Consider the following 24,840-nt stretch of genomic DNA (forward strand, 5'->3'; position numbering starts at 1 on the left):
GATTATGATAAACATAATGGTTAAAAATGAAAGGGGTTTCTGAACTTGATTCTCGTCATCGACAACTATGATTCATTTACACATAATTTAATTCAATATATTCGCCAAGTTACTGAGCATGAGGTTATCATAAAAAGAAATGATCATATCACGATTGAACAAATTGAAAAGCTGCAGCCTGATTATATCTTACTTTCTCCAGGCCCAGGAAATCCAACTGAAGCTGGGATTTGTTTGAAAATTGTTGAGTATTTCCACAAAACAATTCCCATTCTTGGGGTTTGTCTGGGACATCAAACAATTGCGCAAGCATTTGGAGGAACGGTTGAAAAGGCAAATCATCCGATGCATGGAAAAATATCTATGATAAAACATGATGAAAAGGGTGTTTTTTGTAAAATTGCTTCTCCGATGCAAGTAACCCGATATCATTCATTAATTGTACATAAAGAAACATTACCAAGAGAGTTAGAAATAACCGCCCTAACGGAAGATGGAGAAATAATGGCTATTCGCCATAAAAAATTTCCTGTAGAGGGTGTGCAATTTCATCCAGAGGCAATCTTAACTGAACTAGGGATGAAGATGATTGATAATTTTTTCAATCAACATGATAGGAAGGACTATTAGTGATGAGTCAAGAAAACCACTATCAGCTATTTTATGAATTTGCTGACCAAACAGGTAAGAAGAAATCAATGTTATTCGAAAACCCAATTGAAATTATTGAAGTATATAAAATAGAAGAAGTAAAAATAGCACTGGAGAAAATCCAAGCGGCCACCCGTTCAGGGTATTATGCAGCTGGATACGTTTCCTATGAAGCAGCACCCGCTTTTGATCAAGCATTTTTGGTTCACTCGGATTCAATAATGCCGCTTTTATGGTTTGGAATTTATAAAAGCCCAGATCAAAAGCCAAAGATAAATGAAAATCAGTTGTTTAAGGTTGGAGATTGGTTACCCGATACGTCTACCCAACAATACCATTTAGCCATTTCAACTATAAAAAAAGCTATTGAAAAGGGGGATACGTATCAAGTAAATTATACAATCAGACTTCGTTCTCAATTTGAAGGAAATGACTTTGCTTTTTATCGGCAGCTATCTAAAGCGCAGTCATCAAATTATAGTGCTTACTTAAATACTGGGAAGTTTCGAATTCTCTCGGCATCACCAGAATTATTTTTCCATTGGAAAGATGGATCTATTACTACTCGCCCGATGAAAGGTACATGTATGCGGGGACGCTTTCTTGAAGAGGACGAAGAAAACTCGCGGTGGCTGCATCAATCGGAGAAAAACCGAGCAGAGAATGTCATGATAGTTGATTTACTGCGAAATGATCTGGGTGTGGTATCGATACCTGGATCTGTAAAGGTGCCCAAGCTATTTGAGATTGAAAAGTATCCGACTGTTTTGCAAATGACGTCAACCATTACGGCTGAAACATCTCCAGAGACTACATTAATCGATGTCTTTTCTGCCCTTTTTCCGTGTGGGTCCATTACAGGAGCACCAAAAATTAGTACGATGAAGATTATTTCATCATTAGAAAATTCGCCCCGTGAGGTTTATTGTGGTGCAATCGGCTATATAACTCCTGACAATGAAGCGATTTTTAATGTGCCAATTCGGACGGTTGTTATTGATTCAGAGACGGGAAAGATGGAATATGGCGTTGGTGGTGGAATTACATGGGATTCCGAAATAGAAGATGAATATCAAGAAGCCCTAACGAAAGCTATGCTATTAAAAGAAAAGACACCTAAGTTTGGGCTATTGGAAAGTTTACGGTTGGAAAATGGCGGTTACGATTTACTTGACCGACATTTACACCGACTTCAAAGATCGGCTGATTACTTTGGTTTTCCTATTTATGAACAAGAAATAAGAGAAAAACTAGTGGACTACGCAAGAAATCATCCACATAATACCGAAAAAGTCAGGTTAGTCGTCCAAAAGGATGGGGAGGTTTCCTTGCAAGGAGAGATTCTACCCATTCTAAATAATCCTTTACCTTATCGTCTTGCTACAGAACCTATTTCTAAACAAAATCGCTTCCTTTATCATAAAACAACGAATCGAGAGGTTTACGATCAACAGCGGTTCATGCATCAGGATGTATTTGATGTTCTACTCTGGAATGAAGATGGAGAATTAACAGAATTCACAATTGGAAATTTAGTTGTTAAACTGGATGGACAATTATATACTCCTCCGATCGAGTGCGGGTTATTGGCAGGAACTATGAGAGAAGAGTTATTGGCTAATGGGAAAATAATAGAACATATTTTAGCAAAGAAAGATCTTGAAAGAGCATCGCAGGTCTGGCTAATAAACAGTGTTAGAAGATGGGTACCCGTTTATTTGGATAAACTTTTAGGTAAAAAGTAATCCTTAAACACAGAAAGGCACAAGCATTTGCTTGTGCTTTTTGTGTTTAAGAGGGAAAGAAACTTGCGCAATCGAGGCTTAGAAGGAATTATAAAAATGGCAACAATCAAAGTGACAAAAAGCATTTTTGTATAAATTGAAACAAAACTGTAAACGCTTTATCATTAGGCTATAGAGTTTAACAACAGCTTGAAAGGAGAAATGAAAATGAACCAAACGGTTAATGATAAATCAGATGTTAAAGTTAAAATACAACGATTTGGTAGTTACCTAAGTGGTATGGTTATGCCGAACATTGGCGCATTTATCGCATGGGGACTTATCACAGCATTATTTATTCCAACAGGCTGGTGGCCTAATGCCGACCTAGCTAAACTTGTTGGACCAATGATTACGTATTTATTGCCATTATTAATTGGTTTTACCGGTGGTAGAATGATTTATGATATTCGCGGTGGTGTTGTAGGTGCTGTCGCAACAATGGGGGTTATCGTCGGAACGGATATCCCGATGTTCTTAGGAGCTATGATCATGGGACCTATTGGCGGATTTGCCATTAAGAAATTTGACCAATTGGTTCATGGAAGAATTAAATCCGGCTTTGAAATGCTCGTAAATAATTTCTCGGCTGGTATCATCGGTGGTGCTTTAACCTTAGTAGCCTTTAAAGGTGTAGGACCAGTTGTGGAGGCAATTAGTAAGGTATTAGCTTCAGGTGTTCAATTTATTGTCAATCATCATGCATTACCATTAGCAAACCTTTTCATTGAACCAGCAAAGGTATTATTCTTAAATAATGCGATTAATCACGGCATCTTAAGTCCATTAGGAATTGAGCAAGCAGCAAAAACAGGAAAGTCAATCCTGTTCATGTTGGAAACAAACCCTGGTCCAGGACTTGGTATTCTTCTTGCTTACTGGTTATTTGGTAAAGGAACAGCAAAACAAACAGCGCCTGGTGCAGCTATCATTCACTTCTTAGGTGGTATTCATGAAATTTACTTCCCATATATTTTAATGAAACCAATGCTTATTTTTGCAGCAATGGCAGGTGGAGTAAGTGGAGTATTCACATTCACTCTTTTCCATGCAGGTCTTGTAGCAGTTCCATCACCAGGTAGTATTTTTGCTCTTTTGGCAATGACTCCAAAAGGTGGATATATCGGGACCCTTGCAGGGGTAATTGTAGCTACAGCAGTTTCATTCGCGGTTGCTTCATTAATCCTGAAAACAAGCAAAACAAAGGATGAAGATTTAACTTCTGCTACTGCAAAAATGGAAGAAATGAAAGGGAAGAAAAGTAGTGTTTCTTCTATATTAACTAGTGAAGGTACACAAGCTTCAATCGATCCTAAAAAAGTAAACAAAATTGTATTCGCTTGTGATGCAGGTATGGGTTCAAGTGCAATGGGTGCTTCCATTTTAAGAAATAAGACTCAAAAGGCCGGTTTAGATATTACTGTAATTAATACAGCCATTAACAATTTGCCAAATGATGCAGATGTGGTTGTTACACATAAAGATCTAACCGATAGAGCAAAAGCGAAGCTTCCTAATGCTACACACATTTCAGTAGAAAACTTCTTAAATAGTCCTAGGTATGACGAATTAATAAACAATCTCAAGTCCAAATAATTTCTAGAAAAGCCTAGTTAGTGATAGCTAGGCTTTTCTAGTGTGTAAGTTGCTGCGCACATCCAGGTGAGGATTACGAGAAAAAATAGTGTGTTTTTATAACTGTTATTTAAAAGTGTCAACAACTAATTTGACTAATTTAGTATTTCATCCTGTTGTATAAGGATTTTTACCGACTTATTATTAAATTGTGGGTATTAATTTTAATTTTGGCAACATGCTAAGATTGGAGGATGAAACCGAAACCTTTTAAGCGGGGTGAAAAATATGTATATTTCTGCAAGAGAAAGACAGATTCTAGAGATTTTGCTTACTGAAACAAATGAGCTGACTGTGAAAGACTTAGCTGACCAAATTGGCGTAAGCGGAAGAACTATTCACCGAGATTTAAAGAATGTTGAAGATATTCTTAACGAATACGAGCTTACTTTGGAAAAAAAGTCAGGTGTAGGCATCCAAATTACTGGTGACCGAAATAGAATTCATGAACTTGAACTATTTTTATATAATCTCTTTAAAACAGAATATACACCAGATGAACGTCAAACAGTTATTTTATGTGATTTGCTAGAGTCAAAAGGGCCTGTCAAGCTTTTGGGTCTTGCAAATGACCTCAATGTTACCATTGCTACTGTAAGTAGTGATTTAACAAAATTAGAAGAACGTTTGCAATCATTTGGGTTATCACTCGTCAGAAGAAGAGGGTACGGAGTTGAAATAGAAGGTCCAGAAGGCGCCAAAAGACAAGCAATGAGAAAAATGATAGCCGAGTATTTAAATGAGTCAGAAATCTTATCGTTTGCGAGAGAAAGTATACAAAGACGATCAACTAAGAATATCAATACGATTTCAGAGAGGCTTTTAGGGCTCGTCGAAAAGAAAAAATTACTCGTAGTAGAAAAGGTGATTGAATCTATTAGTCTTGATCTCCCTTATTCAATGGCAGATAGTGCTTATATTGGTTTAGTGGTTCACTTAGCGCTTGCGGTGGAACGAATCCAAAAAGGTGAGGCGATAACAATAGATCAATCCTACCTACAAAATCAGCAATTAACAAAGGAATACAAATTTGCAAAAAAGATTGTTGAGCAATTGGAACAAGTTTTTCAAATAAAGATTCCTGAAGCTGAAATTGGGTATATCACCATGCACTTAAAGGGTGCAAAGTTACGCCATGACAATGAATACCTAATAGAAGCGTCGAATTCACATGTTGCAATTAAAACAAAAGGTCTTATTGAATTTGTAGGTAACCGATTAGGTAAAGACTTATCGGGTAATCGTTCTTTATTTGAAGGGTTGGTTTTACATTTAACGCCTGCAATATATCGTATTAAACAAAATATGGGCATTAGTAATCCGCTTTTAGAGAAGGTCAAGAAAGATTATCGCGAATTATTCTTAGTTGTTGAACAAGCATGTGAACACGTGTTTCACGAGTTTAATGTGCCAGATGAGGAAATCGGTTATTTAGTTATGCATTTCGGTGCTGCGGTGTTTGGTTATAAAGAGGTAGGAAATATCAAAACATTGGTAATCTGTTCTAGTGGCATTGGTACATCAAAAATGCTTGCTATGAGACTAGAAAAAGAGTTTCCAGAGATGAAAGAAATAAAAAATGTATCCGTAATGGAATTTAAAAAAATGGATCCCCATGAATATCAGTTGATTATTTCAACCATTCTTATTCCTGATTTTCATTTGGATTATATAATAGTAAGTCCAATCTTAACTAAAGATGAAATTGAAAAAATCCGCACTTTTTTACATGATCAGTTCAAAAAGAATGATTCTCAAAATAAACTAAGTTTGGCAGTCAAAAAAATAGAAGGCAAGAAAAGCCCATATCAACTAGTCAAGGAAATGGGCATAGTTAAAGAGTATGCTCAAACTATTACATCAATTATAGAAGGCTTTCTTGTAAAAGAAGTAAGTGGACAAAAAGAGGAAATATTGATTCATGCTTGCCGAGAGTTATTTGTGAAACAAAGTATCAGCAATGTGGAGGAAGTTGCAAATTCGTTATTTGAAAGAGAAGCTCTGGGTGGTTTAGGTATTCCTGATACATCGATGGCACTATTCCATGCCCGATCTAAATATGTTAGTAAACCTTCTTTTTTCATTTATGTAATCCAGAAGCCTCTAAGTGTATTAGGAATGGATCAATCCTTTTTAGAAGTAAAGCATTTAGTGTTGCTATTATCTCCAGAGATACAATCAGAAAGTGGATTGGAAGTGTTAAGTTTTCTCAGTACACTGTTAATTGAAAGTGATGAGAGTATTTCTCTCTTTCAATCTAATGATCAGGAAAGGATCTCAGCCTTTCTATCAGCAAGACTTGATCAATATTTCCATGAAAAAGTACAAGAATTAAGGAGAGTATAAAATATGTCAAAGTCTATCTTAACAAAAGAAAACATTCAATTAAATGCAACTGTTGGGACGAAAGAAGAAGCAATTAGATTAACGGGAAGCGTGCTTGTGGAAAAAGGATATGTGGATGCCAGTTATATAGAAAAAATGCTTGAAAGGGAAGAATTAACTTCTACTTATATGGGTAATTATGTGGCCATCCCACATGGAACGGAAGATTCAAAGGAATTTGTAAAAGATTCAGGAATTGCTATTATTCAAGTTCCACAAGGTGTCGATTTCGGCGGTGGGAATATGGTTAAACTTCTTATTGGAATTGCAGGGAAAAATAACGAGCATTTAGATATTTTATCAAATATTGCTATTGTATGTTCGGAGGAAGAGAATATTGAAAAGCTCGTTCAAGCAACATCTGCGGAAGAGATTTTATCCATCTTTGAAGGGGTGAACTAGTTTGTTAGCAGTTCATTTTGGTGCAGGAAACATTGGCCGAGGGTTTATAGGGAATTTATTGTATCATTCTGGATATGAAACGTGCTTTGTTGATGTAAACCAGGAAATGGTGAATTTACTTAATGAAAGGAAGGAGTATCGTGTAGTTCTTGCAGATCCTTCCCAGGAAGAAGTCCTTATCAAAAATGTGAGGGCGATAAATAGTGGCACTAACCCCGAACAAGTGGTGGAAGCAATTGCCCAAGCAGATTTAATCACGACAGCGATAGGTCCGAATATTCTACCGTTTATTGCGAATTTAATAGCTGATGGATTACGGAAACGAATTGAACAAACAGATAAACCTGTTAATATTATTGCCTGTGAAAACATGATCGGTGGTACCTCCTTATTAAAAGAGAAGGTTTATGAAAAGTTAACGAGCGCGGAAAAAGTAGTATTTGATCAACGCTTTGGTTTTCCAGATGCGGCCGTTGACCGTATCGTACCAAATCAGGTGAACGAAGATAAATTAATGGTTAAGGTGGAACCTTTTTACGAGTGGGTTGTAGAGGAAACAAAATTAGTAGGTGATAAGCCAGCTATTAAAGGAATTACGTTTGTACAGGAATTAGTGCCATATATTGAACGGAAATTATTTACCGTCAATACTGGTCACGCGCTTACAGCCTATTTAGGTTATTATTTTGGAATTGAAACAATCAACAGTGCAATTGATAACCAACAAATTAGAGATATGGTTGAAGGTGCTCTTAAAGAAAGTGGTGGATTTCTAGTAAAGAAATATGGATTTGAAGAAGGAGCGCACAATAAATATATTCAAAAAATACTTCAGCGGTTTTCTAATTCATATATTGTAGATGAGGTAACGAGAGTAGGACGTTCACCAATTCGCAAGTTAGGTCCGAATGATAGACTTGTTAGTCCAGCTAAACAATATCTCGAAGTTGTCGGCGATGAGCCGGGTTATCTAATGAAGGGAATTGCTGCAGCTCTTTTGTATGATTTTCAAGGTGATCCGGAAGCGGTGCAAGTTCAAACAACTATAAAGAATCAAGGATTAGAAGCTGCTATTAAGGAGTATACGCATCTTGATCCAACATCTATTTTGTTTAGAGGTATTATTGAACAGTATAATAAGTTTAAAAGAGAAACGATTCAATAAATAACAATCAAGGTTGATAGAAAACAAAGTAATAGTGTTTCTATCAACCTTTTTTTAAAACTTGAAAGTTATTTTAAAATATTAGTTGACCAATTAATTATTATACTGTAATATTATAAAAGTCGTCAGCGAACGACGATAAACAAATGAAAAAAATTCTCTGATTAGCAAGCCACTTAGTGTGGAAGTTAGGGAGTAGTTATGATATAGCATGATTGGAAAGTAAATCTTAAATTCCAATCAACAAAAAAAGTTGTTGACACATACAACTGAAAATGTTATATTAATAAAGTCGCTTCTAGGCGATGAGCAAATTGATCCTTGAAAACTAAACAAACAAAAACGTCAACAAACAAACAAAAAATATAGTGTTTGCTTTTAGCAACACTAGCCAACGTAAACTATGAGCTAAACTCATACTTTCTTTTATGGAGAGTTTGATCCTGGCTCAGGACGAACGCTGGCGGCGTGCCTAATACATGCAAGTCGAGCGAATTTTTAGGAGCTTGCTCCTAAAAATTAGCGGCGGACGGGTGAGTAACACGTGGGCAACCTGCCTGTAAGACTGGGATAACTTCGGGAAACCGGAGCTAATACCGGATAATCCTTTTCCTCACATGAGGGAAAGCTGAAAGACGGTTTCGGCTGTCACTTACAGATGGGCCCGCGGCGCATTAGCTAGTTGGTGAGGTAACGGCTCACCAAGGCGACGATGCGTAGCCGACCTGAGAGGGTGATCGGCCACACTGGGACTGAGACACGGCCCAGACTCCTACGGGAGGCAGCAGTAGGGAATCTTCCGCAATGGACGAAAGTCTGACGGAGCAACGCCGCGTGAACGATGAAGGCCTTCGGGTCGTAAAGTTCTGTTGTTAGGGAAGAACAAGTATCGGAGTAACTGCCGGTACCTTGACGGTACCTAACCAGAAAGCCACGGCTAACTACGTGCCAGCAGCCGCGGTAATACGTAGGTGGCAAGCGTTGTCCGGAATTATTGGGCGTAAAGCGCGCGCAGGCGGTCCTTTAAGTCTGATGTGAAAGCCCACGGCTCAACCGTGGAGGGTCATTGGAAACTGGGGACTTGAGTACAGAAGAGGAAAGTGGAATTCCACGTGTAGCGGTGAAATGCGTAGAGATGTGGAGGAACACCAGTGGCGAAGGCGACTTTCTGGTCTGTAACTGACGCTGAGGCGCGAAAGCGTGGGGAGCAAACAGGATTAGATACCCTGGTAGTCCACGCCGTAAACGATGAGTGCTAAGTGTTAGAGGGTTTCCGCCCTTTAGTGCTGCAGCTAACGCATTAAGCACTCCGCCTGGGGAGTACGGCCGCAAGGCTGAAACTCAAAGGAATTGACGGGGCCCGCACAAGCGGTGGAGCATGTGGTTTAATTCGAAGCAACGCGAAGAACCTTACCAGGTCTTGACATCCTCTGACAACCCTAGAGATAGGGCTTTCCCCTTCGGGGGACAGAGTGACAGGTGGTGCATGGTTGTCGTCAGCTCGTGTCGTGAGATGTTGGGTTAAGTCCCGCAACGAGCGCAACCCTTGATCTTAGTTGCCAGCATTCAGTTGGGCACTCTAAGGTGACTGCCGGTGACAAACCGGAGGAAGGTGGGGATGACGTCAAATCATCATGCCCCTTATGACCTGGGCTACACACGTGCTACAATGGATGGTACAAAGGGCTGCAAAACCGCGAGGTTAAGCGAATCCCATAAAACCATTCTCAGTTCGGATTGTAGGCTGCAACTCGCCTACATGAAGCTGGAATCGCTAGTAATCGCGGATCAGCATGCCGCGGTGAATACGTTCCCGGGCCTTGTACACACCGCCCGTCACACCACGAGAGTTTGTAACACCCGAAGTCGGTGGGGTAACCGTAAGGAGCCAGCCGCCTAAGGTGGGACAGATGATTGGGGTGAAGTCGTAACAAGGTAGCCGTATCGGAAGGTGCGGCTGGATCACCTCCTTTCTAAGGAATATATTCTGACTTTGGGTCAGATATAAAATGTTTGCTCTGACGTTTCTTGTTTGTTTAGTTTTGAGGGAGTAATTCCTCGAAGCTTTATTTTTTTGTCTCTGCGAGTAGTCATTATCGCAAGGCAAGATGAAGTATTGTTCCTTGAAAACTAGATAATCGTAAGAAGAAGTCAAGTAAGAACCGAGTAATCGCCATTTTAGTTTTCTCTCTTATTTATAAGAGTAGTAAGACAAACCAGCTGATGAAGAAATTCATTACTGATCATTTGTCTATAGGTTAAGTTAGAAAGGGCGCACGGTGAATGCCTTGGCACTAGGAGCCGATGAAGGACGGGACTAACACCGATATGCTTCGGGGAGCTGTAAGTAAGCTTTGATCCGGAGATTTCCGAATGGGGGAACCCACTGTTCGTAATGGAGCAGTATCTTTACCTGAATACATAGGGTATTGAAGGTAGACCCGGGGAACTGAAACATCTAAGTACCCGGAGGAAGAGAAAGCAAACGCGATTCCCTGAGTAGCGGCGAGCGAAACGGGAAATAGCCCAAACCAAGAGGCTTGCCTCTTGGGGTTGTAGGACACTCAATATGGAGTTACAAAGGAACGGGGTAAATGAAGCGACCTGGAAAGGTCAGCCGTAGAAGGTAAAAGCCCTGTAGTTGAAACTTCGTTCCCTCCTGAGTGGATCCTGAGTACGGCCGGACACGTGAAATCCGGTCGGAAGCAGGGAGGACCATCTCCCAAGGCTAAATACTCCCTAGTGACCGATAGTGAACCAGTACCGTGAGGGAAAGGTGAAAAGCACCCCGGAAGGGGAGTGAAATAGTTCCTGAAACCGTGTGCCTACAAGTAGTCAAAGCCCATTAATGGGTAATGGCGTGCCTTTTGTAGAATGAACCGGCGAGTTACGATTACATGCAAGGTTAAGTTGAAAAGACGGAGCCGCAGCGAAAGCGAGTCTGAATAGGGCGAATGAGTATGTGGTCGTAGACCCGAAACCAGGTGATCTACCCATGTCCAGGGTGAAGTCCAGGTAACACTGTATGGAGGCCCGAACCCACGCACGTTGAAAAGTGCGGGGATGAGGTGTGGGTAGCGGAGAAATTCCAATCGAACTTGGAGATAGCTGGTTCTCTCCGAAATAGCTTTAGGGCTAGCCTCACGTAGTAAGAGTCTTGGAGGTAGAGCACTGTTTGGACTAGGGGCCCTCATCGGGTTACCGAATTCAGACAAACTCCGAATGCCAAAGACTTATCCGTGGGAGTCAGACTGCGAGTGATAAGATCCGTAGTCAAGAGGGAAACAGCCCAGACCACCAGCTAAGGTCCCAAAGTATACGTTAAGTGGAAAAGGATGTGGAGTTGCTTAGACAACCAGGATGTTGGCTCAGAAGCAGCCACCATTTAAAGAGTGCGTAATAGCTCACTGGTCGAGTGACTCTGCGCCGAAAATGTACCGGGGCTAAACGTATCACCGAAGCTGTGGATTGACATCTTAGATGTCAGTGGTAGGAGAGCGTTCTAAGGGCGTTGAAGCTAGATCGTAAGGACTAGTGGAGCGCTTAGAAGTGAGAATGCCGGTATGAGTAGCGAAAGATGAGTGAGAATCTCATCCACCGAATGCCCAAGGTTTCCTGAGGAAGGCTCGTCCGCTCAGGGTTAGTCGGGACCTAAGCCGAGGCCGAAAGGCGTAGGCGATGGATAACAGGTTGATATTCCTGTACCACCTCTTTATCGTTTGAGCAATGGGGGGACGCAGAAGGATAGGGTAAGCGCGCTGTTGGATATGCGCGTCTAAGCAGTTAGGCTGTCAGTGAGGCAAATCCCGCTGACGTGAAGGCTGAGCTGTGATAGCGAGGGAAATTTAGTACCGAAGTTCCTGATTCCACACTGCCAAGAAAAGCCTCTAGCGAGATAAATGGTGCCCGTACCGCAAACCGACACAGGTAGGCGAGGAGAGAATCCTAAGGTGAGCGAGAGAACTCTCGTTAAGGAACTCGGCAAAATGACCCCGTAACTTCGGGAGAAGGGGTGCTCTTTGGGGTGAATAGCCTCGAAGAGCCGCAGTGAATAGGCCCAGGCGACTGTTTAGCAAAAACACAGGTCTCTGCGAAGCCGCAAGGCGAAGTATAGGGGCTGACGCCTGCCCGGTGCTGGAAGGTTAAAAGGAGGGGTTAGCGCAAGCGAAGCTCTGAATTGAAGCCCCAGTAAACGGCGGCCGTAACTATAACGGTCCTAAGGTAGCGAAATTCCTTGTCGGGTAAGTTCCGACCCGCACGAAAGGCGTAACGATCTGGGCACTGTCTCAACGAGAGACTCGGTGAAATTATAGTACCTGTGAAGATGCAGGTTACCCGCGACAGGACGGAAAGACCCCGTGGAGCTTTACTGTAGCCTGATATTGAATTTTGGTACAGCTTGTACAGGATAGGTAGGAGCCTGAGAAGCCGGAGCGCTAGCTTCGGTGGAGGCGTCGGTGGGATACTACCCTGGCTGTATTGAAATTCTAACCCACACCCACATATCTGGGTGGGAGACAGTGTCAGGTGGGCAGTTTGACTGGGGCGGTCGCCTCCTAAAGAGTAACGGAGGCGCCCAAAGGTTCCCTCAGAATGGTTGGAAATCATTCGCAGAGTGTAAAGGCACAAGGGAGCTTGACTGCGAGACCTACAAGTCGAGCAGGGACGAAAGTCGGGCTTAGTGATCCGGTGGTTCCGCATGGAAGGGCCATCGCTCAACGGATAAAAGCTACCCCGGGGATAACAGGCTTATCTCCCCAAGAGTCCACATCGACGGGGAGGTTTGGCACCTCGATGTCGGCTCATCGCATCCTGGGGCTGTAGTCGGTCCCAAGGGTTGGGCTGTTCGCCCATTAAAGCGGTACGCGAGCTGGGTTCAGAACGTCGTGAGACAGTTCGGTCCCTATCCGTCGTGGGCGCAGGAAATTTGAGAGGAGCTGTCCTTAGTACGAGAGGACCGGGATGGACGCACCGCTGGTGTACCAGTTGTCTTGCCAAAGGCATCGCTGGGTAGCTATGTGCGGACGGGATAAGTGCTGAAAGCATCTAAGCATGAAGCCCCCCTCAAGATGAGATTTCCCATAGCGTCAAGCTAGTAAGATCCCTGAAAGATGATCAGGTTGATAGGTCAGAGGTGGAAGCGTGGCAACATGTGGAGCTGACTGATACTAATCGATCGAGGACTTAACTATTTTTAAAGCGATCTCGTTCTTAATACTTCTTCTAAGATTATCTAGTTTTGAGGGAATAAGCCTCAAAAGAAAATAGTCCGGTAATTATGGCAAGAAGGTCACACCCGTTCCCATACCGAACACGGAAGTTAAGCTTCTTTGCGCCGATGGTAGTTGGGACTTTGTCCCTGTGAGAGTAGGACGTTGCCGGGCAAATAAAAAGGACAACCTTAATCGGGTTGTCCTTTTTTTGTTTAGGAAAATAGATAAAATAGTAACCTGTTGATAAGTTTGAAACTGTTTTTCCTCCTTATTTCAACAAACTGAATGGTTCATGCCCAACTATAAATTAAATCTTGAACAGGAAGATAGATTATGTTATATTAGTGAAGTTCTAAATGACCGAAAAACTAAATTGGTCAAAGGAGGCTGAATGAATTGGATAGACGGATGATGATCGTGGAGGCAGCAACAAAGTCATTTTCTTTATTCGGATTTAAAGCAACCACAATGGACCAGGTAGCTAAGCTTGCTAATGTTGGGAAAGGAACAATTTACACTTTCTTTAAAAATAAAGAAGAATTATTTAGTGAAATTATCTCTTCATTAGTTCAAGAAATGATTGCAGAAGCAGATGAAGTTATTAAACCACATCTCTCATTTACGGAAAATGTCCATTTAGCACTCTACCGATTATTAGAATTTCGATCAAAGCATCATTTAATGATCAAGCTGGTCCAAGAAGAAACAGAAATGGGCACTCCTGCGGTTTCAGAAATGTTAGACCGAGTAGAGACTGAAATTATTGCCTATTTAAAGCAGAAAATAGACATTGCTATTGCTAAAGGTGGAATCCCTCAAACAAATTCAGAGCTAACTAGTTTCTTGCTCTTTAAAATGTATATAACACTTGTTTCAGATTGGGAAAGAAAACATGAACCGCTGAGTTCAGAACAAATTGCAGAAACGATGAAAGTTTTCTTATTGAAAGGATTATCATTTTGATAATTCTTCTTTTTAAGCAAGAAAATGACTAAATGAGTGATTCAGTCAAGTCTTCATTTTATGCTTTGGCTGAAAAGGAGGAAAACATGAAGATATTTACATCATTGAAAAGTGAATTTTTAGGAATCATTCACAATCGCAAACTACTTATTGCCTTGATAGGAGTTATGACCATTCCTTTGCTGTACAGTGGGACGTTCCTATGGGCATTTTGGAATCCCTACGGTCATTTAGATAGAATGCCTGTTGCTATCGTCAATCAGGACCAAGGGGCAACCTATAATGGAGAGAGACTTGAGATTGGTCATGACCTAGTTGAAAATCTTAAAAAGAAAAAAAGCTTTAATTGGAAGTTTGTAAATGAGGAAAAGGCAAGTAAAGGCTTAAAAGATCAAAAATTCTATTTGAAAATTGAAATACCAAAGGATTTTTCTGAAAATGCGACAACATTACAAAGCACTAATCCAAAAAAATTAAAGATTATATATTCACCAAATGAGGGATTTAACTATCTTTCATCTAAAATTGGTGATTCAGCCATAGAGAAAATAAAAGAAGAAGTATCCAGTGCTGTAACCAAAACATATGCAGAGTCAGTGTTTGCTAATATAAAGGATGTAGCTAAAGGATTGGACAAAGCAGGAAGTGGAACAGATAAACTCTATGATGGAATTAATAAAGCGAAAAAGGGCTCAGGAGATTTAAAAAAAGGTATCGAATCCGCAAAAAGTGGTTCAGCTGATTTGAATGTGGGTGCCAATAGCCTTGGTTCTGGAGCTAAGAAAATAGAACAAAATCTAGAAATTCTTGCTGAAAAGTCAATTTCTTTTTCTAATGGATTAACATCAGCATCAATTGGATCAAAGCAACTTCAAAATGGACTTGAGCAGTTTGATAAAGGCCTAAGTCAGATGGAAAGCGGAAATGATCAATTACAAAATGGGGCTGTAAAGTCACAAGTGGGTGCAAAACAGTTAACGGATGGACTAAATTCAGTAGTAACGAAGCTTCCAGATCTTCAAAATGGTTCAAAGCAACTCGCGGATGGTTCAACACAGCTTTCGTCCTCGATTGAACTGTGGAGTAAAGGTGCACAAGAGACAAAACAGGGAGCAGCGACTGTAAGCGGGGGTTTAGAGCAAGTAGTCCAGCAAGTTGGAAAAATGGCTGAAGAGAGCACGGATCCAACCGAAAAGGCAAAGCTTGAAAACGTAGTCCAAAGTTTGCAACAACTGTCAGTGGGTAGCCAAAAAGTTGCTGGGGGCGTTACTCAATTAAGTGATAATGCCTTAAAATTACAACAGGCCACCACGCAAATAGCTACAGGGGCAAGCCAATTGAATCAAGGTCAAACCCAATTAGTAGCTGGATTGAGCAAGCTGGATAAGGGAGCAGTTCAATTGCAAGATGGACAAAATCAACTTGTTGCTGGATTGACAGTCTTTGGTGGGAAAATTGGTGAAGCTAAAAATGGCGTTAGCCAACTAGTGAGTGGTAACAATAGCTTAACTGCAGGCTTGGACCAATTAGCAGTAGGCTCAATCAAGCTAGGAGAAGGAACCAATCAGCTTGAGAAAGGCTCAAAACAATTGGTTAATGGAACAAATCAATTATCAGAAGGAACAAAGTCTTTAACAAGTGGAATCACAAAACTTGGAAACGGATCTAATGGATTAACAAGTGGCTTGGAAAAATTAACAGTTGGTTCTAAGGAATTAGCGGATCAGTTACACAATGGAGCGAAAGATGTAAAGGAAGTAAAGGCAAACAATGCTGTTTATAATATGTTTGCAAAACCAGTAACACTTGTGAATGAACGGCTTAATCATGTTCCAGACTACGGAACGGGTTTTACACCTTACTTCTTATCTTTAAGTTTATTTGTTGGTGCTCTTATGCTATCAATTGTTTTTCCGTTACTTGAACCTGCAACTGAGCCAAAGAGTGGGTTTAGTTGGTTTGTAGGTAAATTGGGAGTTCTTTTAAGTGTAGGGATTGTGCAAGCATTACTGGCTGATCTCATTTTACTTGAAGGACTTGGTTTAGAAGTGAAAAGTATTCCATATTTTATACTGCTAAGTATTTTTACAAGCTGGACATTTTTAGCGATTATTCAGTTCCTAGTAACGGTCCTTGATAATCCAGGGAGGTTCCTAGGGGTCATTATTCTCATTTTGCAATTAACAAGCAGTGCTGGAACGTATCCGATTGAATTGGTGCCAAATGTTCTTCAGAAAATAACTCACTTCCTACCGATGACCTATACAATCGCTGGCTTTAGGTCAGTAATTTCAACAGGGGATTTTGGTGCGATGTGGAAAGACTTTGGATCAATATCAGTATTTTTTGTTGGATTCCTAGCAGCCACCCTTGCATTTTTTATAATTAAGTTCAATCGCCAAAAAAGTCGTACTATAGATAATGAAAAGACTTGTGTTGCAATTTAACACAAGTCTTTTGTGCATTATGATGTCCTTTATTCTTACTTTTTACGTAAATTCTCTTCTGCCATTTTGACAAGTTCACGTACCATGCTGCCACCCAGTCGACCACCTATTTTTCCTGCCTGGTGGGCAGTAAGCTGGCCGTTGTATCCTTTTTTTAGTGGGATGCCTGTTTCTTCAGCTGCTTCAAATTTTGCATTGTCAGGGCTTTGGACATGTGCTACTTTGGCTTTTAATGTATCTAATCCTGCTCGTGCTTCTGGAACGAGAATTTTATGTCTTCTGGACAAAACGATCCCTCCTTACTTTGTATAATACCCAAAAGATAAAATCAAACTATTTTTATTATTGCCCCTTTTAGTTTAAAATAAGTTTGAAAAACGTATATGAGTACCAGGCTTTACCAAGTGTAGAAGTGGAACTAAGGAGGAATATAGGATGAGTGAATTATTATTTAAGCAGTTTGAACTAACAAGGGGCAATTTTATAAAAAGGGTTGAACCTATTCAGAATGATATTGTAGATATCATACCTAGTGGATTTAATAACAATATTCACTGGATTGTTGGTCATGTGCTGACAGTGGCAGAACAATTCTTATTTGGCTTTCCAACTCAATCAAACTATTTGCCTGCAAACTACAAAGAGCTATTTGGTAACGGTACAAAGCCGGCTGACTGGAATGAGAATATTCCATCGGTAGAAGAGTTAGTAGAACAGTTAAAAGTGCAACTTACGCGCATAAAAGAGATTCCTTCTGAACGTTTTAATGATCAATTGGAAAAACCATTTTTAGGTCTCGAAACTTTTGGAGAGCTCGCTAACATGGCAATATTCCACGAAGCAAACCATTTAGGACAAATTCAGACGATGAAAAGATTGATTGAAACAACAGATATAAATAAGTAATTGGTTTCAATTCGTTTCTACAATAGTAGGAACGTTTTTTTAGTTTGGAGGTTAAGGGAAATTCTTGTAAAATTAATTTGAGTTTGAAAAGAGGGGAAGACTGGAGAAAAAATGGATGAACAAATGATGAAAGACAGTTCCAAAGATAAAATATGGACGAAGGACTTTGTCCTTATTCTTTTTGCTAATTTTTTTATATTCCTAGGTTTTCAGATGACCTTACCCACCATTCCTCTTTTTGTGGAAAAACTAGGAGGGAATGACCAATTAATTGGATTTGTTGTTGGTATTTTTACATTTTCTGCTTTACTAATTCGTCCTTACGCAGGTCATGCCTTAGAATCAAAAGGCAGAGCCTTCGTTTATTTACTGGGGCTTTCTATTTTTGTTTTTTCGGTTGGATCCTATGGGTTTGCGATGAGTATCCTTTTTCTTTTTATAATGAGAATTGTCCAGGGAGCTGGATGGGGGCTTTCAACTACCGCATCAGGAACGATTGCTACTGATTTTATTCCGCCAAACAGAAGAGGAGAAGGTATGGGCTATTTTGGCTTGTCCGGAAACATAGCCATGGCTTTTGGTCCTTCACTTGGTCTAGCACTTACTTCAAAAATTTCATTTTCACTCTTTTTCTTCATTTGTGCAGGGCTGGGGTTTGCAGCTTTATTATTTTCATCTAAAATTAAATTTAAAAAGGTGATACAAAAGCCAATTAAAAGTGGTGCTGGAAAAAGTGGCCTATATGAGAAGAGTGCTTTGCAACCTTCCATCTTATTATTTTTCCTTACCACAACTTTTGGAGGAATTGCAGCATTTCTTCCTTTATATACTGCACAGAAACATATTTCAGGAATCCAGTGGTACTTTCTGTTGTATGCCTTAGCTGTTATGTTAACAAGAACCTTTGCAGGAACATGGTATGATAAGAAAGGGCATAAAGCTGTTTTTATTCCGGGAACCCTGTTTATTTTTGTTGCCATGATTCTATTAGCTTGGCTTCCTAATAGCCCTATTATGTATACTGCAGCCATTTTATATGGGCTTGGTTTTGGTACTGTACAGCCAGCCTTACAAGCATGGTCAGTTGAAAAGGCTCCCATTAATCGAAAAGGTATGGCTAATGCGACCTTTTATTCTTTTTTTGATCTTGGAGTTGGAATAGGAGCAATGGTGTTTGGACAGATTGGCCATATGCTTGGTTATAGCAGTATTTATAAGACCTCTGCCATTTCGGTGATTATATCCATGTTAATTTATCTTTTTTTTCTCTATAAAAATCATAAAAGGATTGTAAAAAACATTTGATAATTGTAAAAAAATCTATCCATTAGGGGTGAGTTTCATGAAAATAGGGTATGCCGAATATCAATCACCATTGGGTGCAATTCGTGTAATAGCAGATGAGTCCGGTATCAAAAGGGTTGAGATATTTGAAGAGGAATGGGAAGAATATTTGAAGGAAAACCCAACGATTCAAGAAAACCAGAGTCTGTGTGGAGAAGCAATAAAGCAACTCGATGAGTATTTTAAAGGCATGAGAAAAGAGTTTGATTTGCCCCTTTCGATTGAAGGTACGGATTTCAGGAAGAAGGTTTGGGATGCCCTTCGGAGGATTCCTTATGGTGAGGTAAGAAGTTATGCTGAAGTAGCAGAAATGATCGGAAATTCAAAAGCAGTGCGAGCCGTGGGTCAGGCGAACAAGGCCAATCAACTTCCTATCATTATTCCTTGTCATCGAGTGATTGGAACGAGTGGAAAGCTTGTTGGATTTGCAGGTAGTCGAACTCCGTACCAGAAAAAGCTATTGGAAGCAGAGGGGTTTATGGTACCGCAAACAAAATAGATAAAAAAAGCTACCTACCGGACCTTAGGTCTACATAGGTGGTTTTTTTATGCAAAATTTATATGGTCCTTTTTAGATTTTTCTCCTAATGTGATAAGGTGCTTGTGCTTTTGTTGTTGAGATATTACTCCAAATATCAGTACCTGTATGACGGTGGAATATATTGGTAGATGGTAAACCAGTAATAATGGCAATAGTAGTAATGATTTCAAAATAGAAGATGTTTTTTTGCCTATTTATATTTTTAAAAGTAAATTCTGACAATAAAACATTTTTCTTGTCGAATAAAAAGCTTCATATTCATTGTCTAGTTGTGTTAAAATCAATCGGTAAATTCAACTTTAAGTGTGGGTGAGTAAATTGCGTTCTTCTATTAAAAGATTATTGATTGGTCGTCCATTAAAATCGACAGAATTGGGCGAGCAAAAACTAAATATCCTGAAGGCTTTAGCCATATTATCTTCAGATGCTTTATCATCAGTTGCATATGGAACAGAACAAATTCTCCTTGTGTTGGCTACCATTGGTGCAGTTGCATATTGGTATTCTGTCCCAATTGCAGTTGGGGTGTTATTTTTATTAGCGGCGCTTATCATTTCCTATCGACAAATTATTTTCTCTTATCCTCAAGGTGGAGGAGCTTATGTTGTTTCAAAGGAAAATTTAGGTGTAAATCCAGGCTTAATTGCTGGAGGATCTTTACTTGTGGATTATATTTTAACCGTTGCGGTAAGTGTATCGGCAGGAACAGATGCGATTACCTCGGCTTTTCCGGTCCTCCATCAACATACTGTTCTAATCGCATCTATATTAGTTGTGTTTATTACAGTTTTAAATCTCAGAGGAATAACCGAGTCCGCGACAATCCTTGCTTACCCGGTTTACTTGTTTGTGGTAGCTATTTTCATCCTGATTGGTGTTGGGGTATATAAAATCCTAACTGGGGATATTTCAGCTACTGTACATGATCCAATCGGCACACCTGTGATGGGTATTACCTTATTCTTACTTTTACGTGCTTTTGCATCTGGATGTTCCGCTTTAACGGGAGTAGAGGCAATCTCAAATGCGATTCCTAATTTTAAAGAACCTTCTCCAAATAATGCGGCGAAGACACTTATTTTAATGGGATCCCTTTTGGCTCTTTTATTTTCCGGCATTACATTTTTAGCGTATTATTACGGTATTTCTCCGAAAGCGGATGAAACGGTTGTTTCCCAAATTGCAAAATTAACCTTCGGACGCAACTACTTGTACTTCTTTATACAAGGAACAACAGCGTTAATCTTGGTGCTTGCAGCAAATACAGGATATTCTGCCTTTCCATTGCTAGCCTTTAGCCTTGCCAAAGATAAATATATGCCGAGGATGTTCTTAATTAGAGGGGACAGATTAGGGTACTCAAATGGAATCGTTTCACTAGGTGTGGCTTCAATTCTATTGATTATTGCCTTTCATGGTCAAACAGAGCGTCTTATCCCACTTTATGCGGTAGGGGTATTTATTCCCTTTACATTATCCCAAACAGGGATGATCATTAAGTGGCTTCGTGAAAAACCAGCTGGCTGGGTTGCAAAGCTGAGTGCTAATCTAATTGGAGCATTAATTACTTTAACCGTTCTAATCATTTTCTTTGCCACCAAATTTAGTCAAGTATGGTTTGTCTTTATCTTCTTACCATTAATTGTTTTATTATTCCATCGAATAAACCGTCATTATGAAGCAGTTGGGGAACAATTAAGGACTTATTCTGAAACACCTGCCGTTCCAGTTGAAGGGAATGTTATTATTGTTCCTGTCGCAGGAATAACAAGAGTAGTTGAAAATTCAGTTAACTATGCGAAGTCATTGACGGATCAAGTATTGGCTGTATATGTTTCATTTGATCGCGAGGATGAAAAACGCTTTGAAGAAAAATGGGAGAAGTGGCAGCCTGATGTTCGACTTGTCACATTGCAATCCCATTATAGGAGTATCTTGCAGCCTTTATCGAAATTTATTGATACAATTGAACATAAAGCAAGTGAATCTAACTACAGAGTTACGGTACTCATTCCACAATTTATTCCAAAAAAGAGCTGGCATAACATCCTGCATAATCAATCAAGCGTATTGATTCGTGCATATCTCATTTTTAAAAAGAATGTGATTGTAGCCACTCTGCCATACCATTTTAAAAAGTAGGCTGTGTTATTTTAGTGTAGGTATGAGAATTCATAGGCGGAGAATTTCCGGCTAATGTATATAGTGGAGGCTTAAAAAGCAGTTATAAGCGGAGATATTCCGATTAGCTGCTCTAATTAAGACAAAATCTGAATGTTTGGATAATATAAGCGGAAAAACTTCCTTTATTTTTAAGGAAATATGGGCATTTCCCAATTTAAACGGAATTTTTCCGTTTATTTTTCTAATACGGTGAAATCAACATTCAGCTATAACAGAGCCAAAAAGTAAAAAAAAGAGGATGCCACGGGCATCCTCTTATTTCTTTCTTTTAATCCAAAAATAAATGATAGCCAAAACAACAGCGCTAATAATGATTGGAAGGACGTACGGCTGTGCATATTCCTTAATGTTCGTCCAATTTGACCCTAAGATATTTCCTAAATAGAGGAAAAGAATCGTCCAAGGAGTAATGGCTGCAACTGTGTAAAGTGTAAATTTGCTGAAAGACATTTTAGAAATCCCAGCGGGAATGGAAATAGCATGCCTTACAACAGGTATAAAGCGAGCGGAGAAAATCACGCCAGCGCCATATTTTTGAAACCATTGCTCGGAAAGATCAATTTGTTTCTTTCTGATCAGTACGTACTTACCATATTTCTCTAAGAATGGGCGACCGCCATAAAACCCTGCCCAATATAGAAATAATTGGGCAATTGTACCGCCTATAACCCCTGCAATGACTGCCATTGGATAATTGAGGATTCCTTTTGAAATCATAAAGCCAGCATAGCCCAAAACAATTTCACTTGGAATTATTTCAATCATAAGCCCTAAAGCGATACCTAAATAGCCTAAAGAAGATAACAGCATTAATATAGAGTAGATAAAATTAGACATGGTTCACCTTCATACCTTTATAAATTCTCTTGTATAAGTTTATAACAGAATCATTTAGAATAAAAGGAAAACCCCATTCTGTTATTGAACTTATACACTTGTACGTATATTAAATATAAATCATCAAATTTGATCATAATACTTTAGAGAAATTGGATAATTTGTAAACGAAATGAAATAAGTTATTTGGCGAATTTTTGTTAAAATAGAAAATGATTATGATTTGGATGGCAGTTTCATCGGAGACTGTCTTTTTCTTCTTGATTTCAAAATAATTCCTTATATTTATATAATTTCCTTGATCGGGGGAGTCTTGCTTTGAAAAAGCATCATCAGGACGTGCGGGATCTCATCTATATTCATTTAAATCAAACTGAACAGTATGTTATGTCATATGGTATTGAATTTGAAGAATTTGCTGCTGCCTTTTCAGGTTCATTAAATCATTTGTTATTATTAAAGCATCGTTTTGATGAAACCGATTTTAACATGCATACATTACTCGAATATTGTCCTGACGCGAAAGTAAATAAATTGGCTGCACAAGATGTATATGGGTATGGCGACTTTTGTTGGATTGATTTTGTCGAGGAAGATGGCTTAAATGAGCTAACTGGTCAGGAAATTGCAGAATTATTATATTTAGGACATTTAAAGCAACATTTAAAAATCCCTTTTTATCCAAAGCTAGGAAATCGATTTGTTTATCTAGCACATGATGATGGTTGGTTTAACAAAGTCTACTATCGAAGCTTTAAGGATTTTTTCCATCTACTTAGCGAAGGCATTTCTGAAAAGTTAGGCAAAGTAAAGTTGGAAAAGTCTCTTCTTGGTATTCGAAAAAAACGATCGTATCCATCTGTTAATAAAGAAATTCTTTTATCATTAACCCCTTTTATTAAGGAAGGCATATGTATTTCTTTAAAGGATGCAGATCATCAGCGCGGTCGCATTGAGATTCCAATATGGGTTATTGGCGATTTTGCTAATATGGATGACATGTATGAAGAATATGAAGAAATATCTAGTAAAAACTGCCATGCGAAAATTATTTTTGATAAAAAAACAAAAGAGTGGAAATTGAATGTGATTTAATATAGAAATTGAAAATCTCTCCAGTTACAGGGGAGATTTTCGTTTATATACTGTTTTAAAGCAAGCTGTGTTCTACATAAAATAATAAAAAGAAAAAATGCATAAAACAATTAATCAGATTGTATGTAAGGCGTGGATGTTTTTTCATTAAGTGATAAAATAAAAAAGTCAGAGAGAAGATGGAGGTTTATGATGAAAACAAAACTTGGTTTATTATATGGTGGTAAATCTGCTGAACATCAAGTATCTTTACGAACTGCTCAGGCTGTAATTAAAGCATTAGATCTTGAAAAATTTGAAATTCATCCAATCTACATAACTGTCCAAGGGCAGTGGATAAAAGGTCCTCAACTTCTTGGGCCAGTAGAGGATGTTAAAGCACTTGAATTTTCTAATGGAAATCAGTTATCACCTTTATCTTTAGCACCGTCATTATTCAGTGCAGAAAATGTAGAAAATAGTGCTCTTGATGTAATTTTCCCTCTTTTGCATGGCCCAAATGGGGAAGATGGGACTGTTCAAGGGATGTTAGAACTATTGAACCTCCCATATGTGGGGAATGGTGTTCTTGCATCCGCAGCTGGTATGGATAAAGTGATAATGAAAAACATATTTGCGCAAGCAGGGCTCGCGCAAGTAAACTTTGTTTCTTTTATCCGTAATGAATGGGAAAAGGCAAAGGAGGAAGCCTATAATAAGGTTGAAGTAGAACTTGGCTATCCTTGCTTTGTTAAGCCAGCAAATCTTGGCTCAAGTGTAGGTATTAGTAAGTGTACAAACCGAGCTGAATTGGAGGCTGCCTTTGTTGAAGCGTTCCAATTTGATCGCAAAGTAATTATTGAAGAAGGAGTTATCGCGCGTGAAATTGAAGTAGGTGTCCTTGGCAATGATGAACCAAAATGTTCTGTTGCTGGCGAAATTGTTCCGAAAAAGGACTTTTACGATTATACCGCAAAATATGAAGATGGTAACACCGCTCTGATCATTCCTGCTGATATTACGAATGAGGAATATGAACAGATAAAAAAAATGGCGGTTAAAGCATTTAAAGCATTGGATTGTTCTGGACTTGTCCGTGCAGATTTCTTCCTCACGAAGGATGGCTTAGCTTTAATCAATGAAGTTAATACAATGCCAGGCTTTACACCTGTTAGCATGTTCCCGTTATTATGGAAGCATACAGGAGTTGAATATCCGCAATTAATTGAACAACTTGTAAATCTTGCTAAGGAAAGACACGCCGAAAAACAAAACATCAAATATACTTTCTAAATCAGTCAGACACGGC

Annotated in this window: 16 protein-coding genes and 3 rRNA genes; 17 read left to right on the plus strand and 2 right to left on the minus strand. The window is 39.3% G+C overall.

The window, feature by feature from the left end:
- Positions 1-45 precede the first annotated feature (45 nt).
- The 11 genes from RCG20_RS12360 to RCG20_RS12410 all read left to right on the plus strand — a co-directional run bounded on the left by RCG20_RS12360 (position 46) and on the right by RCG20_RS12410 (position 16,645).
- Positions 46-630, plus strand: a complete 585-nt coding sequence (locus RCG20_RS12360) for an anthranilate synthase component II (RefSeq protein ID WP_308180451.1) — start codon at positions 46-48, stop codon at positions 628-630.
- A gap of 2 nt (positions 631-632) precedes the next feature.
- On the plus strand, positions 633-2,396 hold the full coding sequence (pabB, locus tag RCG20_RS12365; RefSeq protein WP_308184336.1) for an aminodeoxychorismate synthase component I: 1,764 nt from the start codon (positions 633-635) through the stop codon (positions 2,394-2,396).
- A gap of 207 nt (positions 2,397-2,603) precedes the next feature.
- Positions 2,604-4,031, plus strand: coding sequence for a PTS mannitol transporter subunit IIBC (locus RCG20_RS12370; RefSeq protein WP_308180452.1), 1,428 nt, complete (start codon positions 2,604-2,606; stop codon positions 4,029-4,031).
- Between the two features lie 267 nt (positions 4,032-4,298).
- Positions 4,299-6,416 carry a BglG family transcription antiterminator gene (locus RCG20_RS12375; RefSeq protein WP_308180453.1) on the plus strand — a complete coding sequence of 706 codons (2,118 nt, stop codon included), beginning with the start codon at positions 4,299-4,301 and terminating at the stop codon, positions 6,414-6,416.
- A gap of 3 nt (positions 6,417-6,419) precedes the next feature.
- A complete protein-coding gene (locus RCG20_RS12380) occupies positions 6,420-6,857 on the plus strand; it encodes a PTS mannitol transporter subunit IIA (RefSeq protein ID WP_308180454.1) in 438 nt (145 codons plus the stop codon).
- Position 6,858: 1 nt separating this feature from the next.
- Entirely contained in the window at positions 6,859-8,022 is a 1,164-nt protein-coding gene (locus tag RCG20_RS12385) for a mannitol-1-phosphate 5-dehydrogenase (RefSeq protein WP_308180455.1), read from the plus strand.
- Between the two features lie 425 nt (positions 8,023-8,447).
- Positions 8,448-9,995: ribosomal RNA gene (locus RCG20_RS12390) — 16S ribosomal RNA — on the plus strand.
- A 283-nt stretch (positions 9,996-10,278) separates the two neighbouring features.
- Positions 10,279-13,214, plus strand: a 23S ribosomal RNA gene (locus tag RCG20_RS12395).
- A 76-nt stretch (positions 13,215-13,290) separates the two neighbouring features.
- Positions 13,291-13,406 (plus strand): 5S ribosomal RNA (rrf, locus tag RCG20_RS12400).
- Together the 16S, 23S and 5S rRNA genes form the textbook arrangement of a ribosomal RNA operon.
- Before the next feature lie 237 nt (positions 13,407-13,643).
- A complete protein-coding gene (locus tag RCG20_RS12405; protein ID WP_308184337.1) occupies positions 13,644-14,198 on the plus strand; it encodes a TetR/AcrR family transcriptional regulator in 555 nt (184 codons plus the stop codon).
- An 86-nt stretch (positions 14,199-14,284) separates the two neighbouring features.
- Positions 14,285-16,645 carry a YhgE/Pip domain-containing protein gene (locus RCG20_RS12410; RefSeq protein ID WP_308180456.1) on the plus strand — a complete coding sequence of 787 codons (2,361 nt, stop codon included), beginning with the start codon at positions 14,285-14,287 and terminating at the stop codon, positions 16,643-16,645.
- A gap of 35 nt (positions 16,646-16,680) precedes the next feature.
- Here RCG20_RS12410 and RCG20_RS12415 read toward each other — a convergent pair whose 3' ends face one another.
- Positions 16,681-16,932 (minus strand): alpha/beta-type small acid-soluble spore protein, encoded by a 252-nt coding sequence (locus RCG20_RS12415; RefSeq protein ID WP_308180457.1) that lies wholly within the window; start codon positions 16,930-16,932, stop codon positions 16,681-16,683.
- A gap of 148 nt (positions 16,933-17,080) precedes the next feature.
- Here RCG20_RS12415 and RCG20_RS12420 point away from each other — a divergent pair, with 148 nt between their 5' ends.
- The 4 genes from RCG20_RS12420 to RCG20_RS12435 all read left to right on the plus strand — a co-directional run bounded on the left by RCG20_RS12420 (position 17,081) and on the right by RCG20_RS12435 (position 21,578).
- Positions 17,081-17,551 carry a DinB family protein gene (locus RCG20_RS12420; RefSeq protein WP_308180458.1) on the plus strand — a complete coding sequence of 157 codons (471 nt, stop codon included), beginning with the start codon at positions 17,081-17,083 and terminating at the stop codon, positions 17,549-17,551.
- 111 nt (positions 17,552-17,662) lie between these two features.
- Complete coding sequence (locus tag RCG20_RS12425; protein ID WP_308180460.1) at positions 17,663-18,856, plus strand: MFS transporter; 1,194 nt, start codon at positions 17,663-17,665, stop codon at positions 18,854-18,856.
- A gap of 37 nt (positions 18,857-18,893) precedes the next feature.
- Complete coding sequence (locus tag RCG20_RS12430) at positions 18,894-19,394, plus strand: methylated-DNA--[protein]-cysteine S-methyltransferase (RefSeq protein ID WP_308180461.1); 501 nt, start codon at positions 18,894-18,896, stop codon at positions 19,392-19,394.
- 360 nt (positions 19,395-19,754) lie between these two features.
- Positions 19,755-21,578, plus strand: coding sequence for an APC family permease (locus tag RCG20_RS12435; protein ID WP_308180462.1), 1,824 nt, complete (start codon positions 19,755-19,757; stop codon positions 21,576-21,578).
- Between the two features lie 297 nt (positions 21,579-21,875).
- Here RCG20_RS12435 and RCG20_RS12440 read toward each other — a convergent pair whose 3' ends face one another.
- Positions 21,876-22,457: an undecaprenyl phosphate transporter UptA gene (locus tag RCG20_RS12440; RefSeq protein ID WP_308180463.1), complete on the minus strand. Its 582-nt coding sequence runs from the start codon at positions 22,455-22,457 to the stop codon at positions 21,876-21,878.
- Between the two features lie 318 nt (positions 22,458-22,775).
- Between RCG20_RS12440 and RCG20_RS12445 the strand changes: the two genes are divergently transcribed.
- Positions 22,776-23,552, plus strand: coding sequence for a hypothetical protein (locus tag RCG20_RS12445; protein WP_308180464.1), 777 nt, complete (start codon positions 22,776-22,778; stop codon positions 23,550-23,552).
- A gap of 192 nt (positions 23,553-23,744) precedes the next feature.
- Positions 23,745-24,824, plus strand: a complete 1,080-nt coding sequence (locus RCG20_RS12450) for a D-alanine--D-alanine ligase (RefSeq protein ID WP_308180465.1) — start codon at positions 23,745-23,747, stop codon at positions 24,822-24,824.
- Positions 24,825-24,840: the final 16 nt, after the last annotated feature.

The sequence above is a fragment of the Neobacillus sp. PS3-40 genome (assembly GCF_030915485.1).
Taxonomy (GTDB): domain Bacteria; phylum Bacillota; class Bacilli; order Bacillales; family Cytobacillaceae; genus JAUZPL01.

Coding starts and splice junctions, on each gene's coding strand:
- pabB (WP_308184336.1), top strand. CDS start 633: ATGAGTCAAGAAAACCACTATCAGCTATTTTATGAATTTGCTGACCAA.
- RCG20_RS12370 (WP_308180452.1), top strand. CDS start 2,604: ATGAACCAAACGGTTAATGATAAATCAGATGTTAAAGTTAAAATACAA.
- RCG20_RS12375 (WP_308180453.1), top strand. CDS start 4,299: ATGTATATTTCTGCAAGAGAAAGACAGATTCTAGAGATTTTGCTTACT.
- RCG20_RS12380 (WP_308180454.1), top strand. CDS start 6,420: ATGTCAAAGTCTATCTTAACAAAAGAAAACATTCAATTAAATGCAACT.
- RCG20_RS12405 (WP_308184337.1), top strand. CDS start 13,644: ATGATGATCGTGGAGGCAGCAACAAAGTCATTTTCTTTATTCGGATTT.
- RCG20_RS12410 (WP_308180456.1), top strand. CDS start 14,285: ATGAAGATATTTACATCATTGAAAAGTGAATTTTTAGGAATCATTCAC.
- RCG20_RS12420 (WP_308180458.1), top strand. CDS start 17,081: ATGAGTGAATTATTATTTAAGCAGTTTGAACTAACAAGGGGCAATTTT.
- RCG20_RS12425 (WP_308180460.1), top strand. CDS start 17,663: ATGGATGAACAAATGATGAAAGACAGTTCCAAAGATAAAATATGGACG.
- RCG20_RS12430 (WP_308180461.1), top strand. CDS start 18,894: ATGAAAATAGGGTATGCCGAATATCAATCACCATTGGGTGCAATTCGT.
- RCG20_RS12440 (WP_308180463.1), bottom strand. CDS start 22,457: ATGTCTAATTTTATCTACTCTATATTAATGCTGTTATCTTCTTTAGGC.
- RCG20_RS12450 (WP_308180465.1), top strand. CDS start 23,745: ATGAAAACAAAACTTGGTTTATTATATGGTGGTAAATCTGCTGAACAT.